At 65.3% G+C, this 18,576-nt stretch carries 15 protein-coding genes and 1 other RNA gene; 11 read left to right on the forward strand and 5 right to left on the reverse strand.

The genetic code is table 11. From position 1 onward, the window contains the following. Positions 1-87: 87 nt before the first annotated feature. From ACLFLU_RS36465 to ACLFLU_RS36485, 5 genes are all read left to right on the forward strand, one after another. Positions 88-1,830, forward strand: a complete 1,743-nt coding sequence (locus ACLFLU_RS36465; RefSeq protein WP_426409488.1) for a methyl-accepting chemotaxis protein — start codon at positions 88-90, stop codon at positions 1,828-1,830. Positions 1,831-1,936: 106 nt separating this feature from the next. Beyond that, a complete protein-coding gene (locus ACLFLU_RS36470) occupies positions 1,937-3,361 on the forward strand; it encodes a methyl-accepting chemotaxis protein (RefSeq protein WP_426409489.1) in 1,425 nt (474 codons plus the stop codon). A 589-nt stretch (positions 3,362-3,950) separates the two neighbouring features. After that, positions 3,951-4,415, forward strand: a complete 465-nt coding sequence (locus ACLFLU_RS36475) for a (2Fe-2S)-binding protein (RefSeq protein WP_426409490.1) — start codon at positions 3,951-3,953, stop codon at positions 4,413-4,415. An 8-nt stretch (positions 4,416-4,423) separates the two neighbouring features. Continuing rightward, a complete protein-coding gene (locus tag ACLFLU_RS36480) occupies positions 4,424-6,586 on the forward strand; it encodes a molybdopterin cofactor-binding domain-containing protein (RefSeq protein WP_426409491.1) in 2,163 nt (720 codons plus the stop codon). Next, positions 6,583-7,926, forward strand: a complete 1,344-nt coding sequence (locus ACLFLU_RS36485) for a c-type cytochrome (RefSeq protein ID WP_426409492.1) — start codon at positions 6,583-6,585, stop codon at positions 7,924-7,926. Before ACLFLU_RS36480 ends, ACLFLU_RS36485 begins: the two co-directional genes overlap by 4 nt. 190 nt (positions 7,927-8,116) lie before the next feature. Here ACLFLU_RS36485 and ACLFLU_RS36490 read toward each other — a convergent pair whose 3' ends face one another. From ACLFLU_RS36490 to ACLFLU_RS36510, 5 genes are all read right to left on the reverse strand, one after another. Continuing rightward, positions 8,117-8,941: a TIGR00282 family metallophosphoesterase gene (locus tag ACLFLU_RS36490; protein WP_426409493.1), complete on the reverse strand. Its 825-nt coding sequence runs from the start codon at positions 8,939-8,941 to the stop codon at positions 8,117-8,119. After that, on the reverse strand, positions 8,919-9,515 hold the full coding sequence (locus ACLFLU_RS36495; protein ID WP_426409494.1) for a 5-formyltetrahydrofolate cyclo-ligase: 597 nt from the start codon (positions 9,513-9,515) through the stop codon (positions 8,919-8,921). Before ACLFLU_RS36495 ends, ACLFLU_RS36490 begins: the two co-directional genes overlap by 23 nt. A gap of 224 nt (positions 9,516-9,739) precedes the next feature. Beyond that, positions 9,740-9,900, reverse strand: a non-coding RNA gene (ssrS, locus tag ACLFLU_RS36500) — 6S RNA. A 58-nt stretch (positions 9,901-9,958) separates the two neighbouring features. Next, positions 9,959-10,342 (reverse strand): cell division protein ZapA, encoded by a 384-nt coding sequence (locus tag ACLFLU_RS36505; RefSeq protein ID WP_426409495.1) that lies wholly within the window; start codon positions 10,340-10,342, stop codon positions 9,959-9,961. Further along, entirely contained in the window at positions 10,339-10,659 is a 321-nt protein-coding gene (locus ACLFLU_RS36510; protein ID WP_063701112.1) for a DUF4164 domain-containing protein, read from the reverse strand. Before ACLFLU_RS36510 ends, ACLFLU_RS36505 begins: the two co-directional genes overlap by 4 nt. 301 nt (positions 10,660-10,960) lie before the next feature. On the opposite strand from ACLFLU_RS36510, the gene tkt reads away from it, so the two are divergent. From tkt to ACLFLU_RS36540, 6 genes are all read left to right on the forward strand, one after another. Further along, complete coding sequence (tkt, locus tag ACLFLU_RS36515; protein WP_426409496.1) at positions 10,961-12,943, forward strand: transketolase; 1,983 nt, start codon at positions 10,961-10,963, stop codon at positions 12,941-12,943. Between the two features lie 170 nt (positions 12,944-13,113). Beyond that, complete coding sequence (gene gap / locus ACLFLU_RS36520) at positions 13,114-14,121, forward strand: type I glyceraldehyde-3-phosphate dehydrogenase (RefSeq protein ID WP_426409497.1); 1,008 nt, start codon at positions 13,114-13,116, stop codon at positions 14,119-14,121. A 152-nt stretch (positions 14,122-14,273) separates the two neighbouring features. After that, on the forward strand, positions 14,274-15,470 hold the full coding sequence (locus tag ACLFLU_RS36525; protein WP_426409498.1) for a phosphoglycerate kinase: 1,197 nt from the start codon (positions 14,274-14,276) through the stop codon (positions 15,468-15,470). 51 nt (positions 15,471-15,521) lie between these two features. Continuing rightward, the gene (gene fba, locus ACLFLU_RS36530; RefSeq protein ID WP_426409499.1) at positions 15,522-16,589 is read left to right on the forward strand and encodes a class II fructose-bisphosphate aldolase; all 1,068 of its coding nucleotides are present in this window, start codon (positions 15,522-15,524) and stop codon (positions 16,587-16,589) included. Between the two features lie 287 nt (positions 16,590-16,876). Beyond that, positions 16,877-17,902: a class I fructose-bisphosphate aldolase gene (locus ACLFLU_RS36535; protein ID WP_426409500.1), complete on the forward strand. Its 1,026-nt coding sequence runs from the start codon at positions 16,877-16,879 to the stop codon at positions 17,900-17,902. Between the two features lie 3 nt (positions 17,903-17,905). Beyond that, positions 17,906-18,574: a thiamine phosphate synthase gene (locus ACLFLU_RS36540; protein WP_426409501.1), complete on the forward strand. Its 669-nt coding sequence runs from the start codon at positions 17,906-17,908 to the stop codon at positions 18,572-18,574. Positions 18,575-18,576: the final 2 nt, after the last annotated feature.

Below are 18,576 nucleotides of genomic sequence, written 5' to 3' on the forward strand. Positions count from 1 at the left end.
GTGCCCAGAAGTCAGGCATCGTTAACCCTGATTTCATTCCGGTCTGCGAAAATAGCGTCCGCCCGTCTCCCGACAAGAGTAGACCCAATGGCGTTCGCATTATTTCGGAAGCGCCTGCCGGACATGGCCGCGCCAGCGGCGGTCCCGCAGGCCGCACAGTCGGCGGCCCCGCCCGCTCCGGCCGCCGAGGTCGATTCGGCCCGGGAAATCCTGGAACTGCTGGAACTCGAGCTCGGCGCCATGATCCGCCAGCTCGAGCGCGCCGCCAATTCGGTGGCGGGCGGCGCCGAGGCGACCGCCGCGACGCTCGCCGATATCCGCCAGCGCACCGACGCGCTGACCGGGCGGACCAATGCCGCCCAGTCGAACGCCTCGGGCTTTGCCCATGCCGCCGACAAGTTCACCCAATCCGCCCGAGGGATCGGCGCGCAGGTCCGCGAGGCCGGCAAGCTCGCCGATGAGGCCAGCGCCGCCGCGCAAGAGGCGCGCGCCAATGTCGACCGCCTCCGCGAATCCTCCGCGGCGATCGGCAACGTCGTCAATCTGATCGCCCAGATCGCGCGGCAGACCACGCTGCTCGCGCTCAACTCCACCATCGAGGCCGCGCGCGCCGGTGCCGCCGGCAAGGGCTTCGCGGTCGTTGCCACCGAGGTCAAGGCGCTCGCGGTGCAGACCCAGGGCGCGACGGAAGAGATCTCCAAGAAAATCGACGCACTCCAGCGCGACGCCGCCGGCTCCGCGGACGCGGTGCACCGGATCTCGCAGGCGATCGAGGCGATCCGCCCGGTGTTCGACACCGTCAATGGCGCGGTGGCCGAGCAGAACGCCACCACCAGCGAGGTCTCCGGCAACGCGGCCAGCGCATCGCAGTTCATCATCTCGGTCGGCGAAAGCGCGGCCGAGATCGACGCAGCGACCAAGGCCGCCGAGACCCATGGCGAGAACGTCGCCAGCGCCGGCAAGGCCGTGACGACCTTCGCCCAGAAGCTGAAATCGCGCTGCGCGGTGCTGCTGCGCCAGAGCGAGCACGACGACCGCCGCAGGACCGAGCGGCTGCCCTGCCACCTCAAATTCGAAACCACGCGCGGCGTGTTGCCGGTCTACGAGATCGCGATGGATGGCGTGCTGATCGGCGGTGCGGACGCCAGCCGGCTCGCGCCGCAGGCGGTCATCGACGGTAGCCTCGAAGACGTCGGCGCCTGCCGCCTGCGTGTGATCGAGCAGTCCAAGGCCGGCGCCCGCACGCAATTCGTCACCCCCAATGCCGCGCTTCGCGAGAAGATCGAAGACAAGCTCTGGTCGATCCACGAGGAGAATACCGAGTTCGTCACCCGCGCGATGGAGGCGGGCAACGCACTCACCAAGCTGTTCGAGCAGGCGGTCGCGCGCGGCGAGGTCAAGATCGATGACCTGTTCGACACCGACTACGCCGAGATCGCCGGCACCAATCCGCAGCAATACCGCACGAAATATCTGGACTGGGCCGACCGCACATTGTCGCCCTTCCAGGAAGCTTTCCTCGTCAAGGAGCCGCGCATGGCGTTCTGCGCCATGGTCGATCGCAACGGCTTCCTGCCGGTCCACAACAAGATCTATTCGCATCCGCAGCGGCCGGGCGACACCGCCTGGAACATGGCCAACAGCCGCAACCGCCGCATCTTCAACGATCCGGCGGGGTTGGCTGCGGCGCACAACCTGCGCTCGTACCTGATCCAGAGCTATGCGCGCGACATGGGCAACGGCAACACCGTGATGATGCGCGAGATCGACGTCCCGATCCGCGTGCAGGGCCGGCACTGGGGCGGGTTCAGGACGGCTTACAAGCTGTAGTGCACGCTCAGGCAAGACGCCGGACGCGAATCACGTCTTTAAGTGAGGCTGGAATGGGAATGCCGTGGAGGGCCGGCGAACGGCTCCGACTGGAGGAAGCCCGTCAATGTCCCTCGCCCAGCTTGCAGTCATGGACACTGGATCCAACCGGACGCTCGCCGAGCGGCTGATCGACCAGCTTGCCGACCGCATTGGCGGCCTCGGCGTCGAGCTTGCCGACATCGCCGGCAACGTCCAGGAGGTCGCAAGCCGCGTCGCCAACCAGTCGGAGCGGTTCCACCACCTGCAGAAGACGGCCGAGACCATGGTCTCGGCCAACCACGACATCGCCAACGCCTCGCAGGCCGTGCAGTCGACCACATCGGCCGCGGTCGGCGAGATCGCGCAGTCGCGCAGTGCGGTCGACACCGCGGTCAGCCACATCTCCGAGCTCGTCGCGGCGGTGGAGCGGATCGAGGCGCGCTTAAGCGCCGTCGGCTCGGCGCTGGCGCAGGTCGCAAAAGTCTCCGGCTCGATCGAGGCGATCGCCAAGCAGACCAATCTGCTTGCGTTGAACGCAACGATCGAGGCCGCACGTGCCGGCAATGCCGGACGCGGGTTTGCCGTGGTCGCAAGCGAGGTCAAGAACCTCGCCGAGGCGACCCGGCAGGCCACGCACCAGATCTCCGACACCGTGCGCGATCTCGACGGCCAGATCGAAGGCCTGATCGGCGAGAGCAGCGATGCATCCCAGCGCGCGAAGACCGCCGGCGAAGGCGCGCAAGCGATCTCCGGCATCATCTCGCGCGTCCAGCAGGGCTTTGCCTCGGTGGAAGCCGAGATCGACAGCGTCACGCGCGCGGCGACCTCCAATCTCGGCCATTGCGACACGGTGATCAGCGAGCTCAACGAGCTCGCCAAGGGCGTCGACTTGTCCTCGCGCGATCTCAAGAGCGCGGACCAGCGGGTCACAAAACTGCTCGACACCTCCGAGGGGCTGATCGCGCTGATCGCCGACAGCGGCGTGGAGACGTCGGATGCGCCGCTGATCCGAATCGTCGTCGACACCGCCAAGCGGATCTCGGCCGAGTTCGAGGCCGCGGTCGATCGCGGCGAGATCACGCTCGACCAGCTCATGGATGAGAACTACCGGGAGATCGCCGGCACCGATCCCAAGCAATATCTCGCCAAATATGTCGACTTCACCGACCGCGTGCTGCCGGCCATCCAGGACCCGATCCAGAAGTCCGATCCCCGCATCGTGTTCTGCGTCGCCTGGGCGAGGAGCGGCTATCTGCCGACGCACAATCCGAACTACCGGCTGCCGCAGGGCAAGGACCCGGTCTGGAACAACGCCAATTGCCGCAACCGCCGCCTGTTCACCGATCGCGCGGTGAAGAAGGTCGCGGCCAACACAAAACCCTTCCTGCTCCAGACCTATCGCCGCGATATGGGCGGCGGGCAGTTCGTGCTGATGAAAGACCTGTCCTCGCCGATCATGGTCCGCGGCAAGCACTGGGGCGCATTCCGGATGGGCTTTCGGCAGGGCTGAGTCAAAGACCTCGAAAACAACCCCATGCACAGTAGCCGGGGTGCGCGGAATCAATGGGTTAACGACCAACACCTTTTGCTGGGCTACCCCCTCTTCCTAACCCTCCCCCACAAGGGGGGGAGGGAACGCACTTCCGTCGGAGCGCTCGTCGAGTCTCATATCATCACGCGCCATAGCCGTTGACCCGTCGGGCAAAACAGGAGCACGATGCCATCATCGGGCAGGTCGGCTCTCGCGTCGTTGCGGCTGATCCCATCAGGCGAGCAATGGGCTCGCCATCGCCCGCCTTGCACAATCGCACGAGTTTCGTCTTCGCATGGTTTTGCGAATTCGCACGGTGATGTGCGATGGCCAAAGGCACGCATGATGCAAAAGCGTCAGAAAATGACGCGCATCATATCAATTAGCCTAAAAGCGCTGCACGGATCGCCGCACAAATTCGTGAACGTCATGGCCCGATGCGTCGCCTACGCAAATATGCATCGCCAGAAATGTTGACGCTTCATCGTTCCACATCGGTATGATTATTGTCGCGCGCGAGTTCGCCAACTAGATCGCCGTAAGCGATCTGGCGAAGAAGGGGATGCATATGGCAACGACTCTCACCATCAATGGCGAAACAAAGTCCTTCGACGCGCCACCCGAAATGCCGCTGCTGTGGGTGCTGCGCGACATCTTAGGCATGACCGGCACCAAGTTCGGCTGTGGCATCGCACAATGCGGGGCCTGTACGGTGCATGTCGACGGCAAGGCAGTGCGCTCCTGCGTACTCCCGGTCAGCGCGGTCGAAAACCGCGCCATCACCACCATCGAACATGTCGGCAGCACGCCGTCGGGCGCGAAGGTGCAGAAGGCCTGGCTCGATGCTGAGGTGATCCAGTGCGGCTATTGCCAGTCCGGCCAGATCATGTCGGCCGCGGCCCTTCTGGCGGCAACGCCGAACCCTGACGATGCCGACATCGATGCGGCGATGGCCGGCAACATCTGCCGCTGCGGCACCTATGTGCGCATCCGTGAAGCCATCAAGCTCGCCGCCTCCGGGCGTCAGTCGTGAGGTCCGCCATGAATGCACATAACAGCGTCTCCCGCCGCGCGCTTCTGACCGGCGGCCTCGCCACCGGCTTCCTGCTCGCCTTCCACCTGCCGCTGCGCGCCGCCAACGAGCCGGTGCAAAAGGATGCGACCGACGGCAAGTTTGCGCCCAACGCCTTCATCCGCATCGACGAGACCGGCCGCACCGTGTTGATGATGCCGCAGGTCGAGATGGGCCAGGGCACCTACACCTCGATCTCTGCCGTGCTCGCCGAAGAGCTCGATGCCGACTGGAGCAAGGTCGAGGTGCAGCACGCCCCGCCCAACGACAAGCTCTACGCCAACCCGACCTTCGGCCTCCAGGTCACCGGCAATTCCAACTCGATCCGCGCCTGGTGGCTGCCGCTGCGCAAGGCCGGCGCCACCGCGCGCGCGATGCTGGTGCAGGCCGCGGCAAGCCAGTGGGGCGTCGAGCCCGCAAGCTGCACGGCATCGAAGGGCGAGGTCGCGCATGCCGCGAGCGGCCGCAAGCTTGGCTATGGCGAGCTGGCGCTCGCAGCCCAAAGCCAGACGCCGCCCAAGGACGTCGCGGTCAAGGACCCCAAGGATTTCGTCCTGATCGGCCAGCCACTGAAGCGGCTGGACACACCGGACAAGGTCAACGGCAAGGCGCTTTATGGCATCGACGCGATCCTGCCCGACATGAAGATCGCCGCGATCGCCAATTGCCCGGTGTTCGGCGGCAAGGTCGGCAAGGTCGACGACAGCGCCGCGATGAAGGTCGCCGGCGTGCGCAAGGTCGTCGTGCTCGACGACGCCGTCGCCGTGATCGGCGATCACATGTGGGCGGCGAAACAGGGTCTCGAAGCGCTCAAGATCGAGTGGAACGAAGGCCCGAACGCGAAGATCTCCACGAAGGACATCTGGGAGGACCTGCGCAAGGCCAGCGAGAAGGATGGAGCGGTCGCGAAATCCACCGGCGACATCGCAAAAGCGCTCGCAACAGGCGATAAATTCGAGGCGATCTTCGAATTGCCGTTCCTGGCGCATGCCTCGATGGAGCCGATCAACGCCACCGTCCATGTCAGGCCGGATGCTTGCGAGATCTGGACCGGCACGCAGATCATGACCCGCGTGCAGTCTGCGGCCGCGAAGGCGGCGGGCCTTCCCGTCGACAAGGTGATCGTCAACCAGCATCTGCTCGGCGGCGGTTTTGGCCGCAAGCTCGAGCCGGACATGGTGATCGCGGCGGTGAAGATCGCAAAACAGGTCGACTATCCCGTCAAGGTGATCTGGACCCGCGAGGAGGACATCCAGCACGACATCTACCGTCCGGTCTATCGCGACCAGATCACGGCGTCGCTGGTCGACGGCAAGGTCGCGGCCTGGAAGTACAAGATCGCGGGTTCCGCCGTGATCGCGCGCTGGCTGCCGCCGGCGTTCCAGAAGGGCATCGACATCGACGCGATCGACGCCGCGGTTGACGCGCCCTACGACTTCGCCAACTTCCAGGTCGAATATGTCCGCGCCGAGCCCCCGGCCGTGCCGACCGGCTTCTGGCGCGGCGTCGGTCCGAACAACAATGTGTTCGCGATCGAATGCGCGATGGACGAGCTCGCGCGCAAGGCCGGCAAGGATCCGATCGACTTCCGGAAGTCCATGCTGACCAAGAACCCGCGCATGCTCGCGGTGCTCAACCTCGTCGCGGAAAAGTCCGGCTGGGGCCAGCCGTTGCCGGCCCGCGTCGGACGCGGCGTCTGCGTGCAGCCATCCTTCGCGAGCTTCATCGCGACCGTGGTGGAGGCGGAGATCGACGACATCGGCGAGATCACGCTCCGCCGCATCACCTCGGTGGTCGACACCGGCATCGCGGTCAACCCCGACACGGTGAAGGCGCAGATCGAGGGCGGGCTCATCTTCGGCCTCACGGCCGCGCTTTATGGCGAGATCACCATCGAGAAGGGGCGCGTACAGCAGTCGAACTTCCACGACTACCGCATGATGCGCATCAACGAGACCCCAAAGATCGAGGTCACCGTGGTCAAGAGCGGCGAGGCACCTGGCGGCATCGGCGAGACCGGCGTCAATGCCGGTCCACCCGCGCTACGCAACGCGATTTACGCAGCAACCGGCGTGGCGCTGCGGCGCCTGCCGATCGACCGCAAACTCCTGGCTGCCGGGAGGAAGGCATGAGCCGGACAATGCGTATCCTTGCAAGCCTCGTCGTGATCGCCATCGTCGCGGTGGCACTCGGCGTCTTCATCATCCGCGGACCCGGCCCGCTCGACTTCGCCGGCGGATCCAAAGTGGCGCTGGCGGATTATCGCGCCGGCAAGCCCACGGGCGTGCCGGCGAAACTCGAGAAGGCGAGCCTGGTCGAGCGCGGCGAATATCTGGCGAAGGCGGCCGACTGCATGGTCTGCCACACCAAGCCCGGCGAGAAGGACTATTCCGGCGGGCTGGCCTTCAAGCTGCCTTTCGGCACGCTCTATTCCACCAACATCACGCCGGACAAAGACACCGGCATCGGCAATTACAGCGACCAGGATTTCCTCAACGCGGTCCAGCGCGGCAAGCGGCATGACGGCGCCCGGCTCTATCCGGCGATGCCGTACACGTCCTACACCTACATGACCGACGAGGACGTGCTGGCGGTGAAGGCGTATCTGTTCAGCCTGCCGGCGGTGCGCGCCAAGGCGCCGGAGAACACGCTGTCGTTCCCGTTCAACCAGCGCTGGGCGATGATTGTCTGGTCGGCCGTGTTCAATCCGGACACGCGCTTTGCGCCCGATACGTCGAAGAGCCCGGAGTGGAATCGCGGTGCGTATCTGGCGGAAGCGCTGGCGCATTGCGGCGAGTGCCACACGCCGCGCAATCTCGGCTTTGCGCTGGACAACCGCAAGAAGTTCGCAGGCGCGATCACGGCCGGCTGGCGCGCCTTCAACATCTCCTCCGACAAGGCCACCGGGCTCGGCAACTGGCGCGACGAGGATCTGATCGCCTATCTGTCGCTCGGCCACGCAGCGGGCCATGGCTCGGCCTCGGGTCCGATGGGCGAAGCGGTCGACCATAGCTTCAGCCAGTTTGCGCCGGAGGACATCCGCTCCATCGTTGCGTATTTGCGCAGCGTGCCGCCCGTGCCCTCGCCCGACCTGCCGGCCACCACGGCGCCCGTCGCACCGGCCTCGCACAAGGACGGCGTCACCGCGGACGCCCGCGGCAAGAAGGTGTTCGCCAGCGCCTGCGCCAGCTGCCACGGCTGGAGCGGCGAAAGCCCGGTGTCGCCGATGGCGACGCTGACCGGCACCTGGGCCGTCAACGACCCCGCCGCCACCAACGTCGCGCAGATCGTACTCTCAGGCACCAAGCGCCACACGCCCGACGGTGCGCTGTCGATGCCCGCGTTCGGCAACGCGTACACGGACGACGAGATCGCCGCGGTAGCGAACTACGTGACGGCGCGGTTTGGGACGAAGGGCTCGAAGCTGACGGCCAAGGATGTCGCGGAGTTGCGGGAGCAGACGGCGGAGTAACGCAAGGTTGGCGCATCAACCACCAGTGTCGTCCCGGCGAAGGCCGGGACCCATAACCACAAGCCACAGTTTGGCGAAGACTGGTTGTTTCGGTATGGACACCGTTCGCGATCGATAGATCACGCGGTATGGGTCCCGGCCCCCCGTGCGCAATTGCGCACTAGGCCGGGACGACGCTGAGCTTGTGGAGCTAGCTCAACCAGAATTTCGGCGTCGCCGGCTCCAGCCGGCCGCCGACGCGCACCGGCGCAATCTTCAGAGCGAGGCCTGTCGTATCATCCGTCTCCACCGCAACGCCGCTCAGCGTCGCAACACCCGCGGCCGGCTCGAACCGCCCCGACGGAATTCCCGACGTGAACCGCCGCAGCGGCTCTTCCTTCTGCATGCCGATGATGGAGTCGTAGTCGCCGGTCATGCCGGCATCGGTCATGTAGGCGGTGCCGCCGGTGAGGATCTGGTGGTCGGCGGTCGGCACATGGGTGTGCGTGCCGACGACGAGGCTGGCGCGGCCGTCGCAGAAGAAGCCGATGCCCTGCTTCTCGCTGGTCGCCTCGCAATGGAAGTCGACCACGATGGCGTCGGCCGCAACGCCGAGCGGACAGGCGCCGAGCTCGCGCTCGAGCGCGGCAAAGGGATCGTCGAACGGGGTCATGAAGACGCGCCCCAAAGCGTTGACGACGAGGGCATGCTTGCCGTTCTTGGTCTCGACCAGGGCTGCGCCGCGACCGGGCGTGCCGCGCGGATAGTTCGCCGGCCGCACCAAGCGCTCGGCGCGCTCGATGAACACGAGCGCCTCGCGCTGGTCCCAGGAATGATTGCCGAGCGTCACCGCATCGGCGCCGGCATCGAGAAATTCCTGATAGATCGCTTCCGTGATGCCGAAGCCTCCGGCCGAATTCTCGCCGTTGACGACGACGAAATCGAGCGACCAGTCCTTGACCATGCCGGGCAGATATTCGGCGATGGCGTTGCGGCCGCTACGGCCGACGACATCACCCACGAAGAGAATGCGCAACTTCAGAACTCCGGAAATCGAAAACGTCCGATTCCGTTAGCACATAATCCAGCGCGACGTCGTGGGATAGTGCCGGGACGGCCTTGATCTCCTGCGCTGCAAAAGCGAGCCCGATGCCGAGGATGTTCTTGGCCTTGCGCAGATGCGCAAAGGTGAAGTCGTAGTGCCCCGCACCATAGCCGATGCGATGACCCAGACGATCGAAGGCCGCCAGCGGCGTCAGCATGATGTCGGGGATCACTTCGGCCGCCGCCGGCGACGGCTCGGGAATGCCGAGCGGGCCGAGCATCAGGCGATCGTTGGGATGAAAGAGGCGGAAGACCAGCGCCTGGCCGCGGGCGGTGACGCAGGGCAGCGCGAGCCTGGCGCCCTCTTCGGCGAGCTTCTTGAGCAGCGGCATCGGATCGATCTCGCTGCGGATCGGCGAATAGCCGGAGACGATGCTGCCGGGCACCAGCTTGAACGGCAGCCCGCGCTTGGCAAGCTTGGCCGCGGCGGCGGTGCGCTTCTTGTCGCTGAGCGCGTCGCGCGCCGCGAGGGCTTTGGCACGGAGCTCGGATTTGGTGTTGGTCATGTGCGCTTTCCCCGAAGGCGAAACCTTGCTCCGCCGTCATCACCCGCCTTGTGCGCCCTTACGCACTGGAGCGGGTGATCCAGTATTCCAGAGACGCCAGTGCTAAGACCTCGACGCCGCGGGGTACTGGATGCCCCCGGTCAAGCCGGGCATGACACCGAGATCGAACCGCAAGCGTATCGGGGACGCAATTTCGAGAGGCACGAACCGGAAGAAAACAAAAGTGCGAAGCCGCGGACGCCGTTGAAGCACTCGATCCCGGAGTTCCCTACGAAAGTAGGTGGGCACCATATGTCCGAGCCCACGGGCCCGGCCAGGGACAGTTCCCTAAAGGATCGATAAGGCCCCGGGGATATATGGCTCCGGACGCGCGCAGCAGCCTCGCTCGGTCAATGTAACAACGATACTGACGAATCACCAGCCCGGCGAGCGGCCGTCCACGGTCAGCCGATCGCGATGCCGTTGCCGACGGTCCGGTTCAGGACCTGGGTCGACTTCTCGATGCGCTCGGCGGCGGCGTTCAGTGCGTTGACTACGGCGGTCTGGGTCATCCGGGCGCGCTCGACGGCGGCGTTGCGGAAATCCCGCAGCTCGGTCAGCTCCTGCTCCATGGTGCGGATGCGGTTGCCGGCATCGACCAGCTCGTCGCAGACGGTCAGCGCCGCCATCACGGTAAGGCGCGCATCGCCGATCTCGCCGAATTTTCCGCGCAGCGACTGAATCCGCGTCTCCAGGCCTTCGGCGAGCTTCAACAGCCGCACCTCCTGGCCCTCCTCGCAAGCCATGCGGTATTGGCGCGCGTTGATGGTGACGTTGATGTGGCTCATCCGTCCTCTCCGGTATCAAGTACCGAGCGTATCGTGACGATCGCGGAATCCAGCCGATCGGAGATCTCGCGATTGGTGCGCTCGAGCTTGCGCGCCTTCACCAGCGCGCCGTCGAGCTCGTCGGCAAGACGCGAGCGGTCCGCACCCAGCGCCTGGATTCGCGTCGCGAGCTCGTTCTCGTCGCGATCGGCATCGCGCCTTCGCTCGACCGCGCTTTCGAGCGCGTCGAGCGCCGCCATGAGCCTGCGGGTCGCGATCTCGATCTCGACGGCGGAGGACTCCGTCATGGCAGAGCTGTTGGATACGCGATCGTTCATGCAGTCAGCGGCGGAACCTGTGGGCTTGACCCGTGGCCTTTACCTGGGAGCTTGCCGGCCGGCAAAAGACTCGGTTCGGCAAGCGGTTAGAAGCAGAAATTTACGTGGCAAGCTAGCCGAGCGCAACGTCGCCGCGAAACTATGCACTGCTAAGCAACTTTTACGGCCAAACCGGCGTTTGACTGCCTTGGCCTCCCGGAACCGAGGTGCTATCCCAGCCCCGACCTTCAGTGGCCGAAAGGCTCCTTTCCGCGCGGGCGTCGACCGTCGCCAAGCGCCTCATTTCAGACGGATTTCAGACATGACGCAGGTCGATCACACCCGTATGGCCAACGCGATCCGCGGCCTCGCTATGGACGCTGTCGAAAAGGCGAAGTCGGGCCATCCGGGCCTGCCGATGGGCGCCGCCGACATGGCCACGGTGCTGTTCACGCAGTTCCTGAAATTCGACGCCGCTGCAATCGACTGGCCCGACCGCGACCGTTTCGTGCTCTCCGCCGGCCACGGCTCGATGCTGCTTTATGCGCTGCTGTATCTCACCGGCAATGCCGACATGACGCTGGATCAGCTCAAGCAGTTCCGCCAGCTCGGTTCGCTGACGCCGGGCCATCCCGAAAACTTCCACACCAAGGGCATCGAGACCACCACCGGCCCGCTCGGCCAGGGCATCTCGACCGCGGTCGGCATGGCGCTGGCGGAAAAGATGCTCGCCGCCGAGTTCGGCAAGAAGATCGTCGACCACCACACCTATGTGCTCGCCTCCGACGGCGACCTGATGGAAGGCGTGTCGCAGGAAGCGATCGCGATGGCCGGGCACTGGAAGCTCAACAAGATGATCGTGCTGTACGACGACAACGGCATCTCGATCGACGGCCCGACCTCGATCTCCGATTCCGTCGACCAGGTGAAGCGCTTCAAGGCGTGCGGCTGGGCCGCCGAGAAGATCGACGGCCAGGACCAGGCCGCGATCGCAGCCGCGATCACCCGCGCGAAAAAGTCGAACAAGCCGACGCTGATCGCCTGCCGCACCACTATCGGCTACGGCGCGCCGCATAAGGCCGGTACCGCGAAGGCGCATGGCGAGGCACTCGGCGCCGACGAGCTGAAGGCCGCCAAGGAAAATCTCGGCATTTCGCTCGAGCCGTTCTCGGTGCCGGACGACGTGCTCAAGGCTTGGCGCGCGGCCGGCAGCCGCGGCGCAGCCGCACGGCAGGAATGGGAAGCAAGGCTTGGCGAACTCGGTAGCCGCAAGCGCGCCGAGTTCGAACGCCGCCTGCGCCACGAGCGTCCGGCGTCGCTCGCAAAGGCCGTGCGCGCCTACAAGAAGGAGCTGCTGGAAAAGCCGATGATCGCGGCGACCCGCAAATCCTCGGAAGCCGTGATCGAAGTCATTGCCGGCGCGATGCCGATGGAGTTTCTGGCGGGCTCGGCCGACCTCACCGGCTCCAACAACAACAAGGCGAAGTCGGCGACCGCCTTCTCCGCCAAGACGCCGAAAGGCCGCTTCATCCATTACGGCATCCGCGAGCACGGCATGGCGGCTGCGATGAACGGCATCTTCCTGCACGGCGGCTTTGCGCCGAACGGCGCGACCTTCCTGGTGTTCACCGATTACGCACGGCCCGCGATGCGCCTCGCCGCGCTGATGGGCACCGGCGTCGTCTACGTGATGACGCACGATTCCATCGGCCTCGGCGAAGACGGCCCGACCCACCAACCGGTCGAGCATCTCGCAGCGCTTCGCGCCATTCCGAACATGCGCGTGTTCCGTCCCGCTGATTCCATCGAGGTCGCCGAGTGCTGGGAGCTTGCGCTCAATCGTATCGACGGTCCGACCGTGCTGGCGCTGACGCGGCAGAACCTTCCGCAGCTCCGCACCTCCGTGAACGAGAACCTCTGTCAGTTCGGCGCCTATGAGCTGGTCGCAGCCCAGAGCGAAGCCAAGGCCACGCTGTTCGCCTCCGGCTCCGAGGTCGAGATCGCGGTGGCCGCCCAGAAGCAGCTCGCCGAGCGCGGCATCGCGTCGCGGGTGGTCTCGGTGCCCTCGCTCGAGCTGTTGTTAGCGCAACCAGAGGCCAAGCGTGCCGCCATCATCGGCAATGCGCCGGTGAAGGTCGCGATCGAGGCCGCGGTGCGCTGGGGCTGGGATGCCGTGATCGGCCAGGATGGCGAATTTATCGGCATGCATTCCTTCGGCGCGAGCGCGCCGGCGAAGGACCTTTACAAGCACTTCGGCATTACCGCCGAGGCTGCGGTTAACGCCGTGCTGAAGCGCGTATCCTGAGAGTTGAGCTTGCCAAAAAAAAGGACTACGTAATCTCTCATATGATCAAGCACCGCCCGGCCGAACCGGGCGTCCGCCCCTAAAAAACCCTCGCAGGCGCGTACAGCGCGTTGTGCGGGAAGACTAGGCGTTATCGAGCCCGTCATTGAACGGTCATAAGGAGATGAAACATGGCAGTCCGCGTCGGAATTAACGGTTTTGGCCGCATCGGCCGCAACATCCTGCGGGCTATCGCCGAGTCCGGCCGCAAGGACATCGAGGTCGTCGGCATCAACGACCTCGGCCCGGTCGAGACCAACGCCCATCTGCTCCGTTTCGACAGCGTCCATGGCCGCTTCCCCGGCACCGTCACCGTCGATGGCGACTCGATCAGCCTCGGGGCTAACAAGATCAAGGTGACCGCCGAGCGCGATCCCTCGAAGCTGCCCTGGAAGGATCTCGGCGTCGACATCGCGATGGAATGCACCGGCATCTTCACCGCGAAGGACAAGGCCTCCGCGCACCTGACCGCCGGCGCCAAGCGCGTGCTGGTCTCCGCACCGGCCGACGGCGCCGACGCCACCATCGTCTACGGCGTCAACCACGACACGCTGACCAAGGACCACATGGTGGTCTCCAACGGCTCCTGCACCACCAACTGCCTGGCGCCGGTCGCCAAGGTGCTGAACGACCTCGTCGGCATCGAGACCGGCTTTATGACCACGATCCACGCCTATACCGGCGATCAGCCGACGCTGGACACGCTGCACAAGGATCTCTATCGCGGCCGTGCGGCGGCGATGTCGATGATCCCGACCTCGACCGGTGCAGCGAAAGCGATCGGCCTGGTGCTGCCGGAACTGAAGGGCAAGCTCGACGGCGTCTCGATCCGCGTGCCGTCGCCGAACGTCTCGGTCATCGACCTCAAGATCGTCGCCAAGCGCGCCACCGACGCCAAGGAAATCAACGCGGCGATGAAGCGCGCCTCCGAGCAGCAGCTCAAGGGCATTCTCGGCTACACCAACCAGCCGAACGTCTCGATCGACTTCAACCACGATCCGCACTCCTCGACCTTCCACGAGGACCAGACCAAGGTGCAGAACGGCACGCTGGTGCGCGTGATGTCCTGGTACGACAACGAGTGGGGCTTCTCGAACCGCATGGCGGACACCGCCGTTGCGTTCGCGAAGGTGATCTAACTCCGCTCTCGTGTCCCGGACGCGATGCAGCGTGAAACGCTGCTTCGCAGATCCGGGACCCATTCGACCGCGGGACTCGCTGCAATGTGGGTCCCGGTTCTGCACAGCAGCGCTTCGCGCCGCAGTGCGCCCGGGACAAGAGAGAGTGTCCAATGGCCAACAAATTCCGCACCCTCGACGACGTCGACGTGAAGGGCAAGCGCGTACTGCTGCGCGTCGATCTCAACGTGCCCATGGACAATGGCCGCGTCAGTGACGCGACCCGGCTCGAGCGCGTCGCGCCGACCATCACCGAGATCTCGGACAAGGGCGGCAAGGTCATCCTGCTCGCGCATTTCGGCCGGCCCAAGGGCCGCGACCCCAAGGAGTCGCTCAAGCCCGTTGCGGAAGCGCTGGCGAAGGTCGTGAACAAGCCGGTCGCGTTCGCCGATGACTGCATCGGCGAGCCCGCGGCGACGGCCGTGGCCGCGCTGAAGGACGGCGACATCCTCTGCCTGGAAAACACGCGCTTCCACAAAGAGGAAGAGAAGAACGATCCCGCCTTCGTCGCGGAGCTGGCAAAACTCGGCGACATCTGGGTCAGCGATGCGTTCTCGGCCGCCCACCGCGCCCATGCTTCGACCGAAGGCCTCGGCCACAAGCTGCCGGCCTATGCCGGCCGCACCATGCAGGCCGAGCTCGATGCGCTGGAGAAGGCGCTGGGTTCGCCGACCAAGCCGGTCATCGCGATCATCGGCGGCGCAAAAGTCTCGACCAAGATCGACCTGCTCGAAAACCTCGTCGACAAAGTCGACGCGCTCGTGATCGGCGGCGGCATGGCCAACACCTTCCTGCATGCCCAGGGCGTCGGCGTCGGCAAGTCGCTGGCCGAGAAGGATCTCGCGCCTACGGCGCTGCGCATCATGGAGAAGGCCGAGGCCGCCAACTGCGCCATCATCCTGCCGGTGGACGCCACCGTCGCCTATCATTTCGCCGCCAATGCGCCCTCGCACGCCTACGGGCTCGACGCGATCCCGGCGGACGGCATGATCCTCGACGTCGGCCCGCAATCGATCGTGCGCATCCACGCCGCCATCGACGACGCCGCCACGCTGGTCTGGAACGGACCGCTCGGCGCCTTCGAGATGCAGCCGTTCGACCGCGGCACGGTCGCGGCCGCCAAGCATGCCGCCGAGCGTACCAAGGCGAAAAAGCTGATCTCGATCGCGGGCGGCGGCGACACCGTTGCGGCCCTCAACCAGGCCCATGTGGCCGGTCAGTTCACCTATGTCTCAACCGCCGGTGGCGCATTTCTTGAATGGATGGAGGGCAAGCCCCTGCCCGGCGTCGAAGTTCTGCGCATCAAGTAATCAGACGGCAAGAAACAAGCGGCCCTGAGGCCCGAACGGAGAAAAAGACAGATGGCTCGGATCACGTTGCGTCAATTGCTCGACCATGCGGCTGAGAACGATTACGGCGTACCGGCCTTCAACATCAACAACATGGAGCAGGCGCTGGCGATCATGGACGCGGCCAACCAGGTCGACGCGCCCGTCATCATCCAGGCCTCGCGCGGCGCGCGCTCCTACGCTAACGACGTCATGCTCAAGCACATGATGGACGCGGTGACCGAGATCTACCCGCATATTCCGGTGTGCGTGCATCTCGACCACGGCAACGAGGCCGCGACCTGCATGACCGCGATCCAGGCCGGCTTCACCTCGGTGATGATGGACGGCTCGCTCAAGGCCGACGGCAAGACCCCCGGCGACTGGACCTACAATGTCGGCGTCACCAAGACCGTGACCGACATGGCCCATCTCGGCGGCATCTCGGTCGAGGGCGAGCTCGGCGTGCTCGGCTCGCTCGAGACCGGCATGGGCGACAAGGAAGACGGCCATGGCGCCGAAGGCAAGCTGAGCCACGACCAGCTGCTGACCAATCCCGACGAGGCCGTGAAGTTCGTGCAGGAGACCAAGGTCGACGCGCTCGCGATCGCGATGGGCACGTCTCACGGTGCGTACAAATTCACCCGCAAGCCGGACGGCGACATCCTCGCCATGAACGTGATCGAGGAGATCCACCGCAAGCTGCCGAACACGCATCTGGTGATGCACGGCTCCTCCTCGGTGCCGCAGGACCTCCAGGACATCATCAACGCCTATGGCGGCAAGATGAAGCCGACCTGGGGCGTGCCTGTCACCGAGATCCAGCGCGGCATCAAGCACGGCGTGCGCAAGATCAACATCGACACCGACAACCGCATGGCCATGACCGGCCAGATCCGCAAGGTCCTCAAGGACAATCCGGAAGAGTTCGATCCGCGCAAGTACCTGAAGCCGGCGATGGAAGCCATGACCAAGCTGTGCAAGCAGCGGCTCCAGGAGTTCAACACCGCCGGCCAGGCCGCCAAGTTCAAGAAGATCCTGACCCCCGCCGACATGGCCAAGCGCTACGCCAAGGGCGAGCTGGATCCGAAGGTGGCGTGATGTATCCCTCCCTCTCCCCGTTCTTACGGGGAGAGGGTCGGGGTGAGGGGCTCTCTCCGCGAGGCGCAGCCCTATCGATAGACCTGTACCCCCTCACCCGGATTTTACGCTACGCGCAAAATCCGACCTCTCCCCGCAAGCGGGGCGAGGTGAAGGGTCGCCCGGCCGCTCTTTTTGCCCCACCTGACCTCCCCCCCTTTACCCTGCGACCAACGTTAACTCGGCAATTGCCCGAGAACCGTCTATTTTCACAGGCAAGGGCAGAATCGTTTTGGGAGGACCTCTCGATGAATCTGACTGAGCTCAATGGAATCGCGACCGCCATGGTCGTATCAGGCAAGGGCATCCTTGCCGCCGACGAATCCTCCGGCACCATCAAGAAGCGCTTCGACGCGATCGGCGTGGAATCGACCGAAGGCAACCGCCGGGACTATCGCGAGATGCTGTTCCGGTCGAAGGAAGCCATGAGCCAGTACATCTCGGGCGTGATCCTCTATGACGAGACGATCTGGCAGGACGCCAAGGACGGCACGCCGCTGGTCAAGCTGATCCAGCAGAGCGGCGCCATTCCCGGCATCAAGGTCGACGAGGGCACGCAGGCCCTGCCGATGTGCCCGGGCGAGCTCGTGACCGTCGGGCTCGACAAGCTCGCCGAGCGGCTACAGAAGTATTACGAGCGCGGCGCGCGCTTCGCCAAATGGCGCGCGGTGATCGATATCGGCAGCGGCATCCCCTCGATGACCGCGATCAGCGTCAATGCCCATGCGCTGGCGCGTTACGCCGCGCTGTGCCAGGCCGCGCAAATCGTGCCGATCGTCGAGCCGGAGGTGCTGATGGACGGCGATCACGACATCGATCGCTGCTATGAGGTCACGAGCCGCGTGCTCAACAAGACGTTCCAGGAGTTGCGCGTGCAGCGCGTCGCGCTCGAAGGCATGGTGTTGAAGCCGAACATGGCGATCTCAGGCAAGAAATGTGCAAAGCAGGCTTCCGTCGAGGAGGTCGCGGAGAAGACGATCCGGCTGCTGAAGGCATGCGTGCCGGCGGCGGTGCCCGGCATCGCCTTCCTCTCCGGCGGCCAGTCCGACGAAGAGGCGACCGCGCATCTCAACGCCATGCACAAGCTAGGCCCGCTGCCCTGGGGCCTGACCTTCTCCTATGGCCGCGCGCTGCAGGCCGCGCCGCAGAAGGCCTGGTCGGGCAAGGCCGAGAACGTCGCAGCCGGACAGAACGCATTCAGTCATCGCGCCCGCATGAATGGCCTCGCCTCCAAGGGCGAATGGCAAAGCAGCCTGGAAAAGAAGGCAGCCTAGATCTTGTCGAACAAATCGCCTCCGCCGCGCCCGGCGCCGCGCCTTTATCTCGCGACGCCTGTTCTCGACGATCCCGCCTCGCTCCTCGCCGAATTGCCGGCGCTGCTCGCAGCCGTCGATGTCGCAGCCGTGCTGGCGCGGCTGAAGGAGACCGACCAGCGCACCATGATCTCGCGGATCAAGGCCTTGGCGCCGATCGTGCAGAACGCGGGCGCGGCCCTGCTCGTCGACGGCCACCCCGAGCTCGTCGCGCGCGGCGGCGCCGATGGCGCACACCTGCCGGGCATCGCCGCACTGAAAGAGGCGATGCCGTCGCTCAAGCCAGATCGCATCGCCGGCGTTGGCGGGCTGACGACACGGCACCATTCCATGGACGCGGGCGAGATGGGCGCGGACTATCTGCTGTTCGGCGAGCCCGATGCCAACGGCGAGCGGCCGTCATCCCAGGCCATTGCCGAGCGGCTGGACTGGTGGGCCGAGTTGTTCGAGCCACCCTGTGTCGGCTTCGCTGTTTCGCTTGAGGAGGCCTACGACTTCGCTGCCAGCGGCGCCGATTTCGTGCTGGTCGGCGATCTCGTCTGGGCCGACCCGCGCGGGCCGAAGGCCGCGCTGATCGAGGCCGACGCCGCGATCAAGAAGGCCTTCACGGCTGTTGCCACGGGCCAGGGCTAGCG

Origin of the sequence: Bradyrhizobium ganzhouense (genome assembly GCF_049949285.1) — a bacterium.
Classification (GTDB): Bacteria; Pseudomonadota; Alphaproteobacteria; order Rhizobiales; family Xanthobacteraceae; genus Bradyrhizobium; species Bradyrhizobium ganzhouense.

Coding starts and splice junctions, on each gene's coding strand:
- ACLFLU_RS36465 (WP_426409488.1), top strand. CDS start 88: ATGGCGTTCGCATTATTTCGGAAGCGCCTGCCGGACATGGCCGCGCCA.
- ACLFLU_RS36470 (WP_426409489.1), top strand. CDS start 1,937: ATGTCCCTCGCCCAGCTTGCAGTCATGGACACTGGATCCAACCGGACG.
- ACLFLU_RS36475 (WP_426409490.1), top strand. CDS start 3,951: ATGGCAACGACTCTCACCATCAATGGCGAAACAAAGTCCTTCGACGCG.
- ACLFLU_RS36480 (WP_426409491.1), top strand. CDS start 4,424: ATGAATGCACATAACAGCGTCTCCCGCCGCGCGCTTCTGACCGGCGGC.
- ACLFLU_RS36485 (WP_426409492.1), top strand. CDS start 6,583: ATGAGCCGGACAATGCGTATCCTTGCAAGCCTCGTCGTGATCGCCATC.
- ACLFLU_RS36495 (WP_426409494.1), bottom strand. CDS start 9,515: ATGACCAACACCAAATCCGAGCTCCGTGCCAAAGCCCTCGCGGCGCGC.
- ACLFLU_RS36505 (WP_426409495.1), bottom strand. CDS start 10,342: ATGAGCCACATCAACGTCACCATCAACGCGCGCCAATACCGCATGGCT.
- ACLFLU_RS36510 (WP_063701112.1), bottom strand. CDS start 10,659: ATGAACGATCGCGTATCCAACAGCTCTGCCATGACGGAGTCCTCCGCC.
- tkt (WP_426409496.1), top strand. CDS start 10,961: ATGACGCAGGTCGATCACACCCGTATGGCCAACGCGATCCGCGGCCTC.
- gap (WP_426409497.1), top strand. CDS start 13,114: ATGGCAGTCCGCGTCGGAATTAACGGTTTTGGCCGCATCGGCCGCAAC.
- ACLFLU_RS36525 (WP_426409498.1), top strand. CDS start 14,274: ATGGCCAACAAATTCCGCACCCTCGACGACGTCGACGTGAAGGGCAAG.
- fba (WP_426409499.1), top strand. CDS start 15,522: ATGGCTCGGATCACGTTGCGTCAATTGCTCGACCATGCGGCTGAGAAC.
- ACLFLU_RS36535 (WP_426409500.1), top strand. CDS start 16,877: ATGAATCTGACTGAGCTCAATGGAATCGCGACCGCCATGGTCGTATCA.